Below are 15,945 nucleotides of genomic sequence, written 5' to 3'. Positions count from 1 at the left end.
GCCACGGTCGGCCCGCCGAGCGGAGGGACAGACATGTTGCTGAGAGTTCGGGTGACCCTGCCGGACCGTCCCGGCACGCTCGGCCAGGTGGCCCGGACGCTCGGCGTCTCCGGCGCCGACATCGTCCAGGTGGTCGTCCTGGAACGGCTCGGCGGGCGGGCGGTGGACGACTTCACCGTGGTCTGGCCGGGCGCCGCCCGGCTGGAGCGGTTGATGGCGGGTCTGGCCGCCATCCCGGGGGTACGGGTGGACGGGGTCTGGCGGGCGATCGGCGCGCCGACCACCACCGGCCAGGACGCCGAGCTGCTGGCCCAGGTCGCCGCGAACCCCGCCGACGGGGTGGCCACCCTGGTCGACGCGGTGCCCGGGCTGCTCGCCGCCGACTGGGCGGTGGCCGCGGTCGTCCCGATGGACTGGGCCTCGCGGGCCGGCGGAGGGACGGCGACGGTGGGGCACGCGAGCTGGCGGGCGCCCCAGCCGCCGCTGCTGCCCGAGGTGACCCCGCTCCGGGCGCGGGCACTGACCGGCGCCGACGGCAGCCACTACGCGATCGCGCCGTTCGGCCGCAACGGCCTGGTGCTGGTGGTCGCGCGCGAGCACACCGAGCCGCTCACCGCGGCCGCCTTCCACTCCACCGAGGTGGACCGGCTGGCCCAGCTGGTCCGGGCCAGCGCGGTGATCCTCGGCGACCGGCTCGACCTGGTCGGGGCGCCCTCGGTGACCAGCGTCACCTGATCACGCGCAACGGTTCCCGGGGTGTCACCGCCGGGCAACGGCGTGGCAACAGCCCTCCGGCAGTCTCATAGGTGGGGAAGGGAGCAGACATGGTGCTGTGGCGGATTCGAGCCACCGTGGACGACCGGCCGGGCTACCTGTCGGTGCTCACGGCGAGTCTCGCGTTGCGGGGGGTCAACATCCTCACCGTGCAGGTGCACACGACCGAGGCCGGGGCGGTCGACGACTTCCTCGTCGACGCGCCGGCCGCGGTGGGCGAGGCGGAGCTGGTGGCCGCCGTGGAACGGGGCCGGGGACGGGACTGCTGGGTGGCGCGCAGCGAGGCGCGGGGCCTGGTGGACCAGCCGACCCGGGTGCTCGGGCTGGCCACCCGGCTGGTCCGGGACCCGGACGCGACCGGGGAGATGCTGCGTGCCCTGCTCGGCGCGGACGAGGTGACCTGGCGACCGGCGCCGGCCGTCCCGCACGGCGGCGTCGGCGCGGCGAGCATGCTGGTGACCGACCCGTGCGGCGGGTCGTACGAGCTGCGCCGACGGGCGCCCAGCTTCACCCCGGCGGAGTACGCCCGGGCGCAGGCGCTGGTCGAGCTGGCGGCCACCGCGGCCCGCCGGGCGGCCGACCGGGTGACCCTGGTGCTGCCCGACGGCGGGGAGCTGGTGGTTCGCCCGGCCACCGTCGACGACCTGGCCGGCGTGGTGGACCTGCACGAGGCGTGCTCGGCGCGCAGCCGCCAGCGCCGCTATCTCGGTGGGGGCGCGTTGCCGTCGCCGAGCCGGATGCGCCGGCTGCTGGAGCCGAGGCGGGGGACCACGCTGGTGGCGACGACCGGCTCCGGTGCGGGGGAGTCGGTGGTCGCGATGGCCAACCTGCTCGGTGAGGGCGACGAGGCCGAGGTGGCCCTGCTGGTGCGCGACGACTGGCAGCACCGTGGCCTCGGGTCGGCGCTGCTGCGCCGGCTGCTCGGGCAGGCCGGCCGGTCCGGGTACGCGGCCGTGGTGCTGCACGTCCAGGCGGAGAACACCCCGATGCTGCGCACCGTACGCCGGCTCGGGCGGCCGACGCCGATCGAGCGGGACGGTGCGCTGCTCACCGTGACGGTGCCGCTGGCCGCCCGCCCCGCGGGGCCGGCGCGGCATGCCCTGCCCCGGCAGGCGGACGCGACCACCCGCCGAGACCGGGCGGGCTGAGACAACGGTCGTGGCCGCGCCGGCCCGGGTGCCAGCACCCGGCGGCGGCGCGGGGCGACCCTCACCGGCGCCGGGTGGCGTACCCACGTCGCCCGGCGCCACCGGGCCGACCTCCGGTGCGGAGGACGGTGAATCGGCAGGGCCCCCGGTGCGGGGGCCCTGCCCATTTCCGGCGGTCGGCGGCGGCCCCGCCACGGCAACCCAGGGACGCCGTCACGGCGGGCCGTACAGGAACTGTCACGGCGGGCCGTACAGGAACCCGTCACGGCGGGCCGCACAGGACGGCCGCTACGGCGAGCCGCGGAGGAACCCGCCACGGCGAGCCGCGGAGGAACCGCCGCGGCGAGCCGCACAGGAACGGCGTCAGGGTCAGCCGAAGAAGAACCCGGCCCGGCGGTGACCCGAGACGCAGAACCGGTTCCCCTCGGTGTCGGCGAGCACGACGTAGGGCAGCTGGCCCGGTTCCGGCTCGGCCGGGTAGTGCCGCCAGTCGACCCGTTGCGCGCCGAGCGCGACCAGCCGCGCCACCTCGTCGTCGAGGTCGCGGTCCCCCGCGTCCAGGTCGAGGTGGACGCGGGGGAAGTCAGCCACCGGGCTGTCGCTGACGTCCATCGCGATCGCCGCGCCGGGGACTCCGGGTGGCGGCTCGACCACGATCCAGTCGTCGCCGTCGTGGCGCGGCGGTCGACGCACGTAGCCCAGGGCCGCGGCCCAGAACCGGCCGGCGCGGCGGTCGTCGGTCACGCCCAGCGAGATCTGCTCGATCCGTGCCATCGACCGAGGCTGGCGCCGCCTCAGGTGGTCGGGTAGCTGCTGTAGTCCGGGAAGTTGCCGTAGAGCCGGCCGTCGCCGCCCTGGGTGACCGCCTGCACCAGCAGGTCGCCGCCGACGAAGGCGCCCTTCCAGGAGGCGCCCCGGCCGCCGAACGGCTCCTCCCGGTCGCCCCGGGACCGCGGCTTGTTGATGCCCACCTTGAACGCCTGGAGGTCCACCGCGAGCTTGCCGGCCAGTTCCTCGTCGTCGCAGGCCAGCGAGGCCACCAGCGCGCCGTTGGAGGCGTTCATGGCGGCCAGCAGCTCGTCGGTGGTATCCACCACGACGATGGTGTCGACCGGGCCGAAGGGCTCGGCGTGCATCAGCCGGGACCGGCCGGGCGGGGCGAGCAGCACCGCCGGCGCCACGTACGCGGAGGTGTCCTGCCCGTCGAGGAAGGGCGCGCCGTCGAGCTTGCCGCGGTGCAGCGGCACGGCGCCGCCGCGTACCGCCTCGTCGACCTTGCGGCGCAGCTCGTCAGCCTTGGCGCCGCTGATCAGCGGGCCGAAGTCCAGCTCCGGCAGCGGGTCGCCGGCCTGCCAGGTCTCGTCCACCGCGAGCGGGTGTCCGAACCGGACGGAGCGGACCACCGGCAGGTACATGTCGAGGAACTCGTCGACCAGGTCACGCTGGACCACGAACCGCGGGTACGCGGTGCAGCGCTGCTTGCCGTACTCGAAGCCCTTCTTCAGGTGCGCGGCGAGCAGGTCCCACTGGGAGAAGTTCCAGACGCCCCAGGCGTTGAGTCCCTCCTGCTCGATGAAGTGCCGCTTGTCGGTGTCGAGCAGCGCGGCGGCCACCTTGCCGCCGTTGGACCGCCCGCCGACGAACGCGACGGCGCCGATCTCGGGCGCCCGGACGAGCACCTCGGAGAGTTCCTCGCCGCTGCCGGAGAGGAGGGTGGCGGGGAGCCCGGCGCGGCGCATCAGCGCGTGCGCCACGGTCAGGCAGACCGCGCCGCCCTGCGACGGGGTCTTGGCGATGACCGCGTTGCCGGCGAGCAGCTGTACCAGCTCCGCGTGGACCAGCACGCTCATCGGGTAGTTCCAGGAGGCGATGTTGCTGACCGGGCCGGGCAGCGGCTCACGGCCGCCGGCCAGCATCCGGTCGATCTCCTCGACGTACCAGCGGACGCCGTCCAGGGCGCGGTCGACGTCGGCGCAGGCGAGCCGCCAGGGCTTGCCGATCTCCCAGACCAGCAGCATGGCCAGCAGGTCGCGGTGCGCGGTGAGGGCGTCGACCGCCTCGCCGACCCGCGCCTTGCGCTCGGCGAGCGGGGTCGCCGCCCAGTCGCGGTGCGCGGTGGCGGCGTGGGCGACCGCCGCGCGCGCGGTGTCGGCGTCCAACCGGGGCAGGTTGACCAGCACGGTGTTGTCGACCGGCGTGCGTACGGCGCTCGGCGTACCCACCGCCTGCCACTGCCCGGAGACCAGGTTGTGCAGGGTGGTGACGCCGTCGACCTCGGGCCCGAAGGCCTCCGGTGCGGCGGCTGCCGCGCGGGCGAGCGTGTCGGACCAGGCGGTTCCGTCGGCGAGTCGTAGAGCCATCGCATTCTCCTCAGGGTCGACCGGGGGAGCGGCGGCGTCGACGGCACCGCTGGTGTGGCGTACTGTCCCGCGCCGGAAAGCGGCGCGGCAACAGTACGTTCGTATGGCGGAACGCGAGGCCCGCGCCGGACCGGTCCTGACGCGACCGTCCGGCCCGCGCAGCGGGCCTTGACCTGCGCGTACGCGGACAATGCATTCACATGTCTCGATGATGTGATGAATCTCCGGGCGACGTCGACCGGGTTACCCGTCAGTACGCGCGGACGCCTCGGACGGATCAACGCCCGGCGGAACCGGTGCGTAAACGGCGACCGGCCGCCGGACGAGGAGTCCGGCGGCCGGTCGGGCGCTGAATGAGATCAGCTGGTGAAGGTGATGTTGTCGCGTCGGCGGCGCAGCATCAGCAGCACGCCGCCACCGATCAGGACGAGGCCGCCCAGCGCGATGCTGCCGGTGGCCACGCCGGTCATCGGCAGGCTGCCCCCGTTGCTGCCGCCGCTGCCGCCCGTGCCCTCCGACGGGGAGCCGGAGGTCGACGGCGAGCCCGACTCCGACGGGGAGCCCGACTCCGTCGGGGTGACCGAGCTGGTCGGCGAGGTCGACTCCGACGGCGAGCCCGACGGCTGCGGCGACTCGGAGGTCGTCGGCGAGGGGCTCGGCGACTGCGTCGGGGCGGTGCCGGCGCAGGCGTGGCTCAGGTTGAACTGGTCGGCCTCGCCGCTGATCGTGGCGCTGCCGTCGACCAGCGTCCACCCGGCCGGGGTGAAGAGGTAGGCGTGGATCATCCGGTCGGTGTTCCCGGCCGGGTAGAGGTGGTCCGGGTAGGCGTCGGTGCTGTCGGGCACCTTCACCGTCACCGTGTTGGTGCCGTCGCTGAAGGTCAGGGTCAGCGTCTCGAAGCCGCCGGACTCGGCGCCGCCGGGAAGCACGAAGTGCCAGCCGTCCTGCCCGGACGTCCGGCCGGCAAAGCGCTCGTCCTTGCACTGCTGCTCGGCATCGGCCGCCGTCGAGCCCTTGTGGGCGGGGTTGAGCGGGGCCGTGCTGCTCGCCCAGGCCGGGGTGGCGAAGGCGAGGCAGGCCGTGGCGGCAGTCGCGGTGAGAGCCGCGCGCGCCACGTACCGACGCTGGGGCATGAGTATTCCTCCGGGATCGGTAGAGGGGACGGCACATGATCTCATGCACGGCATCGAAGTGCGACATCGGGCGAACGGTCTGAGCTGGGACGACGTGGCGGATCGGATTCGGGAATCCGGCCAAACGGCGGGGATTTCGCGGCGTGTCGATGTAACGCGGACGAGACTGTGGACGCTCCGCCTGCCGCCGTCCGGCCTTCCCAAGGACCTGACCGGCAGTTTACATTGTCGCTCATCCATGGGAGCGCTCCCGCACCCTCGATGGCCACCCCACCACCACAGCCGCCGGCGGCGCCCACAACCCCCGACAGCCGTCCCCGTCGGGCGTGCGCCGCCGGTGGCGCCCACCGACAGGAGTACCGCCATGCAGCACCCGTACCGGCCCCGCCGGCCGGTCCGCGGCCGGCTCCGCCGCCTGCTCGCCGTCGGCGCCGCGCTGACCACCGGGCTGGCCCTGGCCGTCGGCGCACCGGCACCCGCCCCGTCCGCCGCCGCGCCGCTCGGCCCGGACGCCGCCGCGCCCGCCTCCAACTACGGCGCGGCCCCCGCCGGCGCGGACGTGCGGACCAGGAGCCTCGCCGCCGCGCCCGCCTTCAACTATTCCGAGGCGTTGCAGAAGTCGCTGTTCTTCTACGAGGCGCAGCAGTCCGGGAGGAAGCCGTCCTGGAACCGGGTCTCCTGGCGGGGCGACTCCGCCCTCACCGACGGCGCCGACGTCGGCCTGGACCTCACCGGCGGCTGGTACGACGCGGGCGACCACGTGAAGTTCGGCTTCCCGATGGCGTTCAGCGCCACCATGCTCGCCTGGGGTGCGGTCGAGTACCGCGACGGCTACGTCGCCTCCGGCCAGCTCCCGCACCTGCTGAACAACCTGCGCTTCGTCAACGACTGGTTCGTCAAGGCGCACCCCGCGCCGAACGTCCTCTACGGACAGGTCGGCAAGGGCGACGACGACCACACGTGGTGGGGTCCGGCCGAGGTCATGCCGATGGCGCGGCCCGCGTACAAAATCGATGCGAGCTGTGGCGGCGCGGACCTGGCGGGGGAGACGGCGGCCGCGATGGCCGCGTCGTCGATGGTCTTCCGGCCCACCGACGCCGCCTACGCCGACAAGCTGCTCGGCCACGCGAAGCAGCTCTACACGTTCGCCGACACGGTGCGGAAGAGCTACCACGAGTGCATCACCGACGCGACCAGCTTCTACCGCTCCTGGAGCGGGTGGCAGGACGAGCTGGTCTGGGCCGCGATCTGGCTGCACCGGGCCACCGGCGACCCCGCCTACCTGGCCAAGGCCGAGAGCGAGTACGACCGGCTCGGCACCGAGAACCAGAGCACCACCCGCTCCTACCGGTGGACCATCGCCTGGGACAACAAGCAGTTCGGCGCGTACGTGCTGCTGGCCAACCTGACCGGCAAGCAGAAGTACGTCGACGACGCCAACCGCTGGCTCGACTACTGGACGGTCGGCGTCAACGGGCAGCGGGTGCCCTACTCGCCGGGCGGGATGGCGGTGCTCGACTCCTGGGGCGCTCTGCGCTACGCCGCCAACACCGCGTTCGCCGCGCTGGTCTACGGCGACCGGACCACCGACGCGACCCGCAAGGCGCGCTACCACGACTTCGCCGTCCGGCAGATCAACTACGCGCTGGGCGACAACCCGCGCAACTCCAGCTACGTCATCGGGTTCGGCGCCAATTCACCACGGAATCCGCACCACCGCACCGCGCACGGCTCCTGGTGGGACAGCCAGACGGTGCCCACCGAGACCCGGCACGTGCTCTACGGCGCGCTGGTCGGCGGCCCGTCGTCGGCCAACGACGCCTACACCGACAATCGGTCGGACTACGTGATGAACGAGGTCGCCACCGACTACAACGCCGGCTTCACCTCCGCGCTGGCCCGGCTCGCCAAGGAGTACGGCGGCAGCCCGCTCGCCGGCTTCCCGGTCGCCGAACAACCCGACCTGGACGAGCTGACCGTGGAGACCACGGTGATGCAGGCCGAGGCGCGCGCCACCGGGCTGAAGGTGATCGTCTACAACAGGTCGGCCTTCCCGGCCCGCGCGCTGACCACCGCTAAGTTCCGCTACTACTTCCGCCCCGACGGCACCGGCCCGGTGCAGGTCACCCCCGGCTACACCCAGGGCTGCCCGGCACCGGCCACCGCGAAGCAGTTCTCCGGCGACATCTGGTACGTCGAGGTCGACTGCACCGGGTACACCATCGCCCCGGCCGGGCAGTCGCAGCACCGGATGGAGGTCCAGTTCAAGATCGGCGTACCGGAGGGTGGCACCTGGGACCCGACGAACGACCCGTCGTACCAGCCGACTGCCGGGCCGAACCGGAAGGTGCCGCTCTACTCCGCCGGCACCCGGGTCTGGGGTGAGGAACCCGGACCGGCCACCCCGGACACGACCGCGCCGACCACCCCCGGCACCCCGGTCGCCTCGGCGGTCACCTCGACCGGGTTGACCCTCGCCTGGGGACCGGCCACCGACCACGTCGGGGTTACCGGGTACCGGGTGTACCGGGAGGCCGGAGCGACCGACGCGCTGGTCGGCTCGCCCGCCGGCGCCACGCTCACCCTCACCGGGCTGACCGCGTCGACCGCGTACACCTTCTACGTCGTCGCGGTGGACGCGGCCGGCAACGTCTCCGCGGCGTCCGCGCCGATCACCGTGACCACCGCGGACCCGCCCGCCGCCGGGGCCTGCACGGTCGGGTACGTCACCAGCGACTGGAGCACCGGCTTCACCGCGAACATCACCATCACCAACACCGGTACGAGCACCCTGACCGGCTGGACGCTCGGGTTCAGCTTCCCGTCCAGCGGGCAGCAGGTCGGCCAGGGCTGGTCGGCGACGTACCGCCAGACCGGCACGGCGGTGACCGCGACGAACCTCTCCTACAACGGCACGCTGGCGCCCGGGGCGTCGACCAGCCTCGGCTTCAACGGCACCCACACCGGCAGCAACCCCAGGCCCGCCACCTTCACCCTCAACGGCGTCACCTGCGCGACCGCCTGACGGCTGCCGCGTGTCGAGATCTTGGACAGTTGCCGTTCGCACCGGACGGCAACTGTCCAAGATTCATCTCGGCGGACGCCAGCCGGCGGCGGTCAGTGCGCGGTGGAGAGTGGCGGCGACCTCGTCGGGGCGGGCGCGGACCAGCCACGCCGGGAAGCGCAGGATGCGATCGCCGGACGCCCAGACGTCGTTCTGCCGCGCCATGTCCGCCGCCCAGTGCCGGACATCCATGTGGTGCGACCCGTCGACCTCGACGTGCACCCCCCACTTCCGCCAGTACGCGTCCAGCCAGCGGGCCCGTCCGGCCGCGTCCTTGCGACGATGTTGCAGCTCGGGTCGGGGGAGGCCGTACCGGCGGCAGAGCCGGAGGAAGTCGATCTCCGACAGCGCCTCCGCCCCACCGGCGATGTCGGCGACGGTCTCCCGGATCAGTTGCCGACGCGGGGTGCGGGGCAGGGCGTCGACCACCGCCCGGATCTCCTCCGGAGTGACCCGGCGCTGCTGGCAGCCGGCGGCCAGCGTCGACTGCGCCTCGTCGACGTCACGCGCCCAGCCGGCCGCGTCCACCAGGGCCCGGGCGGTGGTGGTGCGGGTGGGGCGGGCGAGTTGCAGATGCGCGTCGGGCAGCACCGACGTGCGGTGCACGATGACCGCGGCCATGTCGATGGGCAGCCGTCGCCGCACCGTCCGGGCGGCGCGGCGCGCTGCGGGGACCAGTACGTGCAGAGGCTCTCGGCGTAGCCCCCGCACGCCCGCTTCGGTGGCGGCGGTCGCACCGGCCAGCACCGCGCCCGGGCCGGCGGCGAGCACGGCCACCCACAACTGCTGGTCCCGCGTCAGCCGGCCGTTGCCGGTGAGCAGAACGCCTCGGCAGAGGGCCGCCAGCGTCCCGACCGGACCATGCCGCGTACCACGCCCTCGGTGAGCAGCCGGGTCGCCTGGGCGGTGGTGACGACGCCGGCCTGCTCGAAGGTGAGCCAGTCCAGCGCGTCGGCCTCGTCGCCAGGAAAAGTGAGCACCACCCCACCGACCCTGTCCGGCGAGCCGGGACCACGCCACCAGATCTTGGACACTTACCGTTCGGTCCGAACGGTAACTGTCCAAGATTCAGAGCCGGCGGCGGCTCCGGGTGAACCGCTCCGCCGGGCGGAAGGGGCTGGCTAGGCTCGACGGCGTGCGGGCCGCGGAACGCAGTGACACCGTGCTCTTCGTCGTCTACGACGGGGTACGGCTGCTCGACGTCACCGGGCCGCTGGAGGTCTTCACCGTCGCCAACGAGCACGGCGGGACGTACCGGCTGGTGCTCGCCTCCCCCGACGGCCAGGACGTGGTGAGCAGCGCCGGGGTCCGGCTCGGCGCCGACGTGGCGCTGCCGGAGGTGACCGGGCCGATCGGCACGCTGGTGGTGCCCGGTGCGCCGGACTGGCAGGCCACGGCCGCCGACCGTCCCTTGCTCGACCAGGTCCGCCGGCTGGCGGCCGGCTCGTCGCGCACCGCGTCGGTCTGCGCGGGGGCGTTTACCCTCGCCGCCGCCGGGCTCCTCGACGGCCGCCGGGTGACCACCCACTGGGACCTGGCCGACCAGCTCGCCGCGCACTTCCCGGCGGTCACCGTCGACGCCGACCCGATCTTCATCGCCGACGGGCGGGTGATCACCTCGGCCGGCATCACCGCCGGCATCGACCTGACCCTCGCCCTGGTCGAGGCGGACCTCGGGCCGGAGACGGCACGCACGGTCGCCCGGCAGCTCGTCGTCTTCATGCAGCGCCCCGGCGGGCAGTCCCAGTTCAGCGTCCGGGCCGCCACCCCGAGCACCCGGCACGACCTGCTGCGGCGGGTGCTGGACACCATCGCCGCCGACCCGGCGCAGCCGTACGACCTGCCGGGGCTGGCAGCCCTGGCCGGGGTGAGCCCGCGTCACCTGGGCCGGTTGTTCCGCACCGAGCTGGGCACCACACCGGCCGGGTACCTCGACCGGGTCCGGGTGGAGGCGGCCCAGGGGCTGCTGGAACGCGGTGACGACACCCTCGACGTGGTGGCCCGCCGGGTCGGCTTCGGCTCGCCGGAGACGATGCGCCGGACGTTCCTGCGGGAGCTGGGCATCACCCCGGGCGCCTACCGGTCCCGCTTCCGCACCACCGGGATCGACGAGCAGCGGTCACCGCCCGTCACCGGCGGGCGGGTCGTCCCCGACGACGTCGCGTCGGGGACGGCCCCCGCCTGACCCGGTCGCTACGGGGCCGGCCCGCGCGTGACCGGGCCCGGTCAGCGGCCGGCGGCCGACGCCGGCTCGGCGCTGCCCGACCCGACGGCCAGCGCCGGCTCGGCGGTGCCCGGCGCGGCAGCCGGGGCGGGGTCGCGCTGGCGCAACGCGACCAGCCCGGCGGCGGCGAGCAGCCCGACCGACAGCCAGAGCCCGACCTCCACCCCGCCGGAGTCGGCGAGCAGGCCCGAGAGCAGCGGGCCGACCGCCTGGCCCACCGAGAAGGCCACCGTCAGCAGGGCGATGCCGGCGGTCCAGCCGCTCGCCGGCAGGGCCCGGCGGGCGAGCATCGTGGCCGCCGTCGGACCGGCCATGAAGGAGCTGCCGAAGACCACCGCCGACACCACCGCCGCGGGCAGCCCGGCCGGCAGCAGCAGCACCGGCAGCACGCCGAGCAGCACCAGCAGGGAGACCAGCGCCGGGGCCCGGCCGCCCGCCAGCCGGCCGACCACCCGCCCCCACACGGTGAGGGTGGCGACCGCCGAGGCGAGACCCAACACCACGAAGAACGTGGCGACGCCGGGGGTGCCGAGGCCCCGGTCGCGCAGCAGCGCGATGACGAAGGTCAGGTAGCTCACGTAGCCGGCGCCGAAGAGCACGTACCAGCCGAACGTCGGGGCGAGCCGGGCCAGGTCCGCGCGGGGCAGCCCGGCCCGGGTGATCCCGGTCACCGGCGCGACCCGCCGCACCGCGAACAGCGCCGGGCCGACCGCCAGCACCGCGACCACGCCCAGCAGCAGCCAGCCGGACCGCCAGCCGGCGTCCCCGACCACGGTGAGCGCCGCCGGCACCAGCAGCCCCGAGAGCGCCACGCCGACGCCCACCCCGGCCATGTAGATCGCGACCAGCAGCGCGCCCCGGCGCTGCCCGTCGCCGGTGGCGACCCGGGTGGCCAGCGCCGAGCCGAGGACGAAGGCGACCGCGGTGGTCACGCCGCCGACGAACCGCAGGAGGTTCAACACCGGGTAGTCGGCGGTGGTCGCGGTGAGCAGCAGGGCCAGCGCGCCCACCGCCAGGGTGCCGACGAAGGCGGCGCGGTCACCGAACCGGCGGGCCCAGAACACCGCCGTGCCGGCGCCGATGACGTAACCCGCGGCGTTCGCCGTGTTCAGGCCCCCGGCCTGGGCGTACGTCCAGTGCAGGTCGTCGCGCATGGCCGGCAGCAGCAGCGCGTACGCGAAGCGGGTGAAGCCGAGCGCGACGACCGGCCCGGCGGCCAGGCCGAGCGCGGTCAGCGGGTCCCGCCAGCGCGGGGATCGGGACATGGTTCCTCCTTGGTCGGCGGGCTCGTCGACCCGCTGATCAGGTGGAACCGGGTGGGGTGGGTGGGTGATGGCCGGCGTTGCGGACAGCCGACCCTCGGATCGGGACATGCCGGGTCGCGGCCCGGATGACCGGAATGTGGCTCAGTCGGCCAGTTCGTCGGCGAGCAGCTCCATCAGCAGCGCGTCGTGCCAGGTGCCGTCCTCGCCGCGCTCGTACCGGCGCATGATGCCGACCGGCCGGAAACCGACCTTCGCGTACGCCCGGATCGCGGCGGTGTTCGCCGCCGCCGGGTCGATGGTGAGCCGGTGGTGGCCGTGCGCGGCGACCAGGTGCCGGGCCAGGGTGCGGATCGCGTCCCCGCCCAGCCCCGAGCCGTGCACCGCCGGGTCGAGGTAGATGTCCAGCGCGGCGTGCCGGTAGTCCGGGTCCGGCTCGGCGTAGTACTGGACCAGGCCGACCACCCGCCCGTCGTGCTCGACGGCGTACGCGATCAGGTCGTCGTCGGCCAGCTCGGCGCGGACCGCCGCGGCCAGGTCGTCGCCGCCGCGCCACCACCGGCGCACCTCGGCGGTGGCCCGGATCGCCGCGAGGGCGGGCACGTCCGCGTCCGTCACCGGTCGCAGGATCACGCTCCGCCCCCGCAGCATCGCCTCAGCCCCGGATCTTGCCGTGCTCGACGCAGGTCGCCGACCAGCCGACCGGCAGCACCTGCACCTTCATCCGGCGGCGGCAGCGCGCGCAGTAGCGCGGCGGCTCCAGCGCCCGGGCCGCCGCGCAGGCCGCGTGCGGACCGGCCGTGGCGTCCTCGCCGCAGCGGTCGCACCAGGTCACCGCCGGCTGCACAACGTCGGTCACGGTCGGCCTCACAGCGTGGCGGAGAGCGCCTTGACGGGCATCTTCAGGTCGTCGAGCAGCTGCAGGTCGGCGGTCGCCGGCCGGCCCAGGGTGGTCAGGTAGTTGCCGACGATCACCGCGTTGATGCCGCCCAGCAGGCCGTCCCGGGTGCCCAGGTCACCGAGGGTGATCTCGCGGCCGCCCGCGTACCGGAGGATGGTGCGCGGCATGGCCAGCCGGAACGCGGCGATGGCCCGCAGCGCGTCCTTGCCCTCCACCACCGGCCGGTCACCCAGCGGGGTGCCGGGGCGGGGGTTGAGGAAGTTCAGCGGCACCTCGTGCGGGTCCAGCTCGGCGAGCTGCGCGGCGAACTCGGCCCGCTGCTCCACCGTCTCGCCCAGGCCCAGGATGCCGCCGCAGCAGACCTCCATGCCGGATTCGCGGACCATCCGCAGCGTCTCCCAGCGCTCCTCCCAGGAGTGCGTGGTGACCACGTTCGGGAAGTAGGAGCGGCAGGTCTCCAGGTTGTGGTTGTAGCGGTGCACGCCCATGTCGACCAGCTCGTCGACCTGCTCCTGGCTGAGCATGCCGAGCGACGCGGCGACCTGGATGTCGACCTCCGCCTTGATGGCGGCGACACCCTCGCGCATCTGCTTCATCAGTCGGGCGTCCGGGCCGCGCACGGCGGCCACGATGCAGAACTCCGTCGCCCCGGTCGCCGCGGTCTGCTTCGCCGCCTCGACCAGCGAGGGGATGTCCAGCCAGACCGACCGGACCGGCGAGGTGAACAGACCGGACTGCGAGCAGAAGTGGCAGTCCTCCGGGCAGCCGCCGGTCTTCAGCGACACGATGCCCTCGACCTCGACCTCCGGGCCGCACCAGCGCATCCGCACCTCGTGGGCGAGCTGGAGGGCGGCGGGCAGGTGCTCGTCGGGCAGGTTCAGCACGGCGAGGACTCCGGCCTCGTCGAGGCCGACGCCGTTCTCCAGCACCTGAGTACGGGCCTGGTCGAGGATCTCTGGCATGGCTCGTACCCTACAAGGCCGCCCCGGGGCGGAAAAATGACCGAGGTCGCACCCTCGCCGAGCGTCACCGGCACCGCGGTGCGGCGGCCCGCGCCACGCCGGTGCCGGCCGGGCGGGTGGTAATTTCGCCCGGCGGCGCGTTGCTCGCCGACGACCTCCTCCGCGTCGGATGCCGGGGGAGGCGAGCTGCGCGGCGGAGGGAGACGGTGACGGTGGCGGACTGGCTGGCGGCCCTGGAGCGCCGCGCCGAGCTGCGGGCCAAGGCGGGGCTCACCCGCACGCTGCGCCCGCGCGCCGCCGACGACGCCGTGGTCGACCTCGCCGGCAACGACTACCTCGGTCTGGCCACCCACCCCGAGGTCACCGCCGCCGCCGCGCGGGCGCTGTCCGCGTACGGGCTGGGCGCCACCGGGTCGCGGCTGGTGCGCGGCTCCACCGACGCCCACCACGCGCTGGAGGACACCCTCGCCGAGTGGCTCGGCACCGACCGGGCGCTGGTCTTCTCCTCCGGCTACCTGGCCAACCTCGGCGCGGTCCGGGCCCTGGTGCAGCCCCGTACGCTGCTCGTCTCCGACGCCCACAACCACGCCTCGCTGATCGACGGCTGCCGGATCTCCGGCGCCGAGACGGTGGTGACCGCGCACGCCGACGTCGACGCGGTGGCCGCCGCGCTCGCCGCCGCCCCCGGCCGCCCGGCCGTCGTGGTGACCGAGTCGGTCTTCTCCGTCGACGGCGATCTCGCCCCGCTGGCCCGGCTGCACGCCGTCGCCCGGGCGCACGGCGCACTGCTGCTGGTCGACGACGCGCACGCGCTCGGCGTCACCGGCCCGGGCGGCGCCGGCGGGGTGGCCGCCGCCGGCCTGGCCGGCCAGCCGGACGTAGTGATCACCGCCACCCTGTCCAAGGCGCTCGGCGGGTCCGGCGGGGTGGTCGCCGGCCCGGCCGAGTTCGTCCGGCACCTGGTCGAGACCGGACGCACGTTCATCTTCGACACCGCGCTGCCCCCGGCGGTGGCGGCCGGCGTGCGGGCCGCCGTGGCGCTGGCCCGCGCCGGTGACGACCTGCGGGCGGAGCTGGCCGACCGGGCCGCGCTGGCGGTCCGCCGGCTCGGCGCGGCGGGGCTGACCGTCTCTGCCCCCGACGCGGCCGTGGTGTCGGTGACCGCCCCCGGCCCGGAGGCCGCCACCACCTGGGCCGCCGACTGCCGCGACCGCGGCGTCGCGGTCGGCTGCTTCCGGCCGCCCTCCACCCCGGACAGCCGCTCCCGGCTGCGGCTCACCATCTCGGCCGGGGTGCCGCGAGCGGACTTCGAACGGGCCCTGGAGGTCATCGTGGAGTGTGCGCCTTGACCGAACCGTGGAAGGGCGCGGTGCTGGTCACCGGCACCGACACCGAGGTGGGCAAGACGGTGGTGACCGCGGCGGTCACGGCCGCCGCGCAGGCCGCTGGCCTGCGGGTCGCGGTGGTCAAGCCCGGCCAGACGGGTACGGCCACCGGCGAGCCCGGCGACGTCGACTCGGTGACCCGGCTGGCCGCCCCGCTGACCGGGCGGACCCTGGCCAGCTACCCGGACCCGCTCGCCCCGCTCGCCGCGGCCCGGGTCGCCGAGCTGGAGCCGCTGGAGCTGTACACCGCCGTCGACGCCATCCGCGAGGAGGTCGACAAGCACGACCTGGTGCTCATCGAGGGGGCCGGCGGGCTGCTCGTACCGATGGGGTTGCGGCCCTCCGGCGAGCCGTGGACGGTCGCGGACCTCGCGGTCTCCCTCGGCGCTCCGGCGGTGGTGGTGGCCCGGGCCGGCCTCGGCACGCTCAACCACACCGCGCTGACCCTCGAGGCGCTGGAGCGGCGCGCCATCCCGGCCGGCGTGGTGATCGGCGCTTGGCCGACGGAGCCGGAGCTGGTGCACTGGGCCAACCTCACCGACCTGGTGCCGCACCTGCTCGGCGCGCTGCCGGCCGGCGCCGGGGCGATGGACCCAGGCGTCTTCCGCCGCTCCGCCCCCGGCTGGCTCACCCCCGCCCTCTACGGGGTGCTGGACGACTGGCGCGCCTGGGCCGAGGACATCAGCTGACCACCTGACCTTCGTCGGTGCCCGGGGCCGCCGGGCGTCGGTA

The 15,945-nt window shown here is 74.7% G+C and carries 15 protein-coding genes; 6 read left to right on the top strand and 9 right to left on the bottom strand.

The annotated features are described in order from the left end of the window. Nucleotides 1-33: 33 nt before the first annotated feature. Both ACTMTB_RS09070 and ACTMTB_RS09065 read left to right on the top strand, forming a co-directional pair. Nucleotides 34-735, top strand: a complete 702-nt coding sequence (locus ACTMTB_RS09070; protein ID WP_441144092.1) for an amino acid-binding protein — start codon at nucleotides 34-36, stop codon at nucleotides 733-735. 89 nt (nucleotides 736-824) lie between these two features. Further along, on the top strand, nucleotides 825-1,922 hold the full coding sequence (locus ACTMTB_RS09065) for a GNAT family N-acetyltransferase (RefSeq protein WP_441144090.1): 1,098 nt from the start codon (nucleotides 825-827) through the stop codon (nucleotides 1,920-1,922). A gap of 369 nt (nucleotides 1,923-2,291) precedes the next feature. Here the strand turns inward: ACTMTB_RS09065 and ACTMTB_RS09060 are convergent, their stop codons facing one another. The 3 genes from ACTMTB_RS09060 to ACTMTB_RS09050 form a co-directional block, all read right to left on the bottom strand. Further along, nucleotides 2,292-2,696 carry a VOC family protein gene (locus ACTMTB_RS09060; RefSeq protein WP_441144088.1) on the bottom strand — a complete coding sequence of 135 codons (405 nt, stop codon included), beginning with the start codon at nucleotides 2,694-2,696 and terminating at the stop codon, nucleotides 2,292-2,294. Nucleotides 2,697-2,716: 20 nt separating this feature from the next. Continuing rightward, a complete protein-coding gene (locus ACTMTB_RS09055; RefSeq protein WP_441144086.1) occupies nucleotides 2,717-4,282 on the bottom strand; it encodes an aldehyde dehydrogenase family protein in 1,566 nt (521 codons plus the stop codon). Nucleotides 4,283-4,641: 359 nt separating this feature from the next. Next, nucleotides 4,642-5,415, bottom strand: a complete 774-nt coding sequence (locus ACTMTB_RS09050) for an LPXTG cell wall anchor domain-containing protein (protein WP_441144085.1) — start codon at nucleotides 5,413-5,415, stop codon at nucleotides 4,642-4,644. A gap of 364 nt (nucleotides 5,416-5,779) precedes the next feature. Here ACTMTB_RS09050 and ACTMTB_RS09045 point away from each other — a divergent pair, with 364 nt between their 5' ends. After that, nucleotides 5,780-8,440: a glycoside hydrolase family 9 protein gene (locus ACTMTB_RS09045; RefSeq protein ID WP_441144083.1), complete on the top strand. Its 2,661-nt coding sequence runs from the start codon at nucleotides 5,780-5,782 to the stop codon at nucleotides 8,438-8,440. A gap of 63 nt (nucleotides 8,441-8,503) precedes the next feature. Here the strand turns inward: ACTMTB_RS09045 and ACTMTB_RS09040 are convergent, their stop codons facing one another. Both ACTMTB_RS09040 and ACTMTB_RS09035 read right to left on the bottom strand, forming a co-directional pair. Further along, entirely contained in the window at nucleotides 8,504-9,256 is a 753-nt protein-coding gene (locus ACTMTB_RS09040) for a hypothetical protein (RefSeq protein ID WP_441144081.1), read from the bottom strand. 20 nt (nucleotides 9,257-9,276) lie between these two features. Further along, on the bottom strand, nucleotides 9,277-9,459 hold the full coding sequence (locus tag ACTMTB_RS09035; protein WP_441144079.1) for a hypothetical protein: 183 nt from the start codon (nucleotides 9,457-9,459) through the stop codon (nucleotides 9,277-9,279). A gap of 155 nt (nucleotides 9,460-9,614) precedes the next feature. Here ACTMTB_RS09035 and ACTMTB_RS09030 point away from each other — a divergent pair, with 155 nt between their 5' ends. Then, the gene (locus tag ACTMTB_RS09030) at nucleotides 9,615-10,664 is read left to right on the top strand and encodes a GlxA family transcriptional regulator (protein WP_441144077.1); all 1,050 of its coding nucleotides are present in this window, start codon (nucleotides 9,615-9,617) and stop codon (nucleotides 10,662-10,664) included. Nucleotides 10,665-10,705: 41 nt separating this feature from the next. Here ACTMTB_RS09030 and ACTMTB_RS09025 read toward each other — a convergent pair whose 3' ends face one another. The 4 genes from ACTMTB_RS09025 to bioB all read right to left on the bottom strand — a co-directional run bounded on the left by ACTMTB_RS09025 (nucleotide 10,706) and on the right by bioB (nucleotide 13,828). Continuing rightward, nucleotides 10,706-11,968 carry a YbfB/YjiJ family MFS transporter gene (locus ACTMTB_RS09025; RefSeq protein WP_441144075.1) on the bottom strand — a complete coding sequence of 421 codons (1,263 nt, stop codon included), beginning with the start codon at nucleotides 11,966-11,968 and terminating at the stop codon, nucleotides 10,706-10,708. A 141-nt stretch (nucleotides 11,969-12,109) separates the two neighbouring features. Then, nucleotides 12,110-12,616, bottom strand: a complete 507-nt coding sequence (locus tag ACTMTB_RS09020; RefSeq protein WP_088963257.1) for a GNAT family N-acetyltransferase — start codon at nucleotides 12,614-12,616, stop codon at nucleotides 12,110-12,112. Between the two features lie 4 nt (nucleotides 12,617-12,620). Next, nucleotides 12,621-12,836: a biotin synthase auxiliary protein BsaP gene (bsaP, locus tag ACTMTB_RS09015; protein ID WP_441144072.1), complete on the bottom strand. Its 216-nt coding sequence runs from the start codon at nucleotides 12,834-12,836 to the stop codon at nucleotides 12,621-12,623. Next, nucleotides 12,833-13,828: a biotin synthase BioB gene (gene bioB / locus ACTMTB_RS09010; RefSeq protein WP_357614809.1), complete on the bottom strand. Its 996-nt coding sequence runs from the start codon at nucleotides 13,826-13,828 to the stop codon at nucleotides 12,833-12,835. Before bioB ends, bsaP begins: the two co-directional genes overlap by 4 nt. 212 nt (nucleotides 13,829-14,040) lie before the next feature. Between bioB and ACTMTB_RS09005 the strand changes: the two genes are divergently transcribed. Continuing rightward, complete coding sequence (locus ACTMTB_RS09005; RefSeq protein ID WP_441144070.1) at nucleotides 14,041-15,177, top strand: 8-amino-7-oxononanoate synthase; 1,137 nt, start codon at nucleotides 14,041-14,043, stop codon at nucleotides 15,175-15,177. A 20-nt stretch (nucleotides 15,178-15,197) separates the two neighbouring features. Further along, on the top strand, nucleotides 15,198-15,902 hold the full coding sequence (gene bioD / locus ACTMTB_RS09000) for a dethiobiotin synthase (RefSeq protein WP_441144970.1): 705 nt from the start codon (nucleotides 15,198-15,200) through the stop codon (nucleotides 15,900-15,902). The last annotated feature ends 43 nt before the right edge of the window (nucleotides 15,903-15,945 follow it).

The organism is Micromonospora sp. L32 (assembly GCF_052068055.1).
GTDB lineage: Bacteria > Actinomycetota > Actinomycetes > Mycobacteriales > Micromonosporaceae > Micromonospora > Micromonospora purpureochromogenes.
This window is presented reverse-complemented; position numbering and strand designations above follow the sequence as displayed.

Bases quoted from the DNA above. Each gene is read 5' to 3' on its own strand.
- ACTMTB_RS09070 (WP_441144092.1), top strand. From the start codon at position 34: ATGTTGCTGAGAGTTCGGGTGACCCTGCCGGACCGTCCCGGCACGCTC.
- ACTMTB_RS09065 (WP_441144090.1), top strand. From the start codon at position 825: ATGGTGCTGTGGCGGATTCGAGCCACCGTGGACGACCGGCCGGGCTAC.
- ACTMTB_RS09060 (WP_441144088.1), bottom strand. From the start codon at position 2,696: ATGGCACGGATCGAGCAGATCTCGCTGGGCGTGACCGACGACCGCCGC.
- ACTMTB_RS09055 (WP_441144086.1), bottom strand. From the start codon at position 4,282: ATGGCTCTACGACTCGCCGACGGAACCGCCTGGTCCGACACGCTCGCC.
- ACTMTB_RS09050 (WP_441144085.1), bottom strand. From the start codon at position 5,415: ATGCCCCAGCGTCGGTACGTGGCGCGCGCGGCTCTCACCGCGACTGCC.
- ACTMTB_RS09045 (WP_441144083.1), top strand. From the start codon at position 5,780: ATGCAGCACCCGTACCGGCCCCGCCGGCCGGTCCGCGGCCGGCTCCGC.
- ACTMTB_RS09025 (WP_441144075.1), bottom strand. From the start codon at position 11,968: ATGTCCCGATCCCCGCGCTGGCGGGACCCGCTGACCGCGCTCGGCCTG.
- ACTMTB_RS09020 (WP_088963257.1), bottom strand. From the start codon at position 12,616: ATGCTGCGGGGGCGGAGCGTGATCCTGCGACCGGTGACGGACGCGGAC.
- bioB (WP_357614809.1), bottom strand. From the start codon at position 13,828: ATGCCAGAGATCCTCGACCAGGCCCGTACTCAGGTGCTGGAGAACGGC.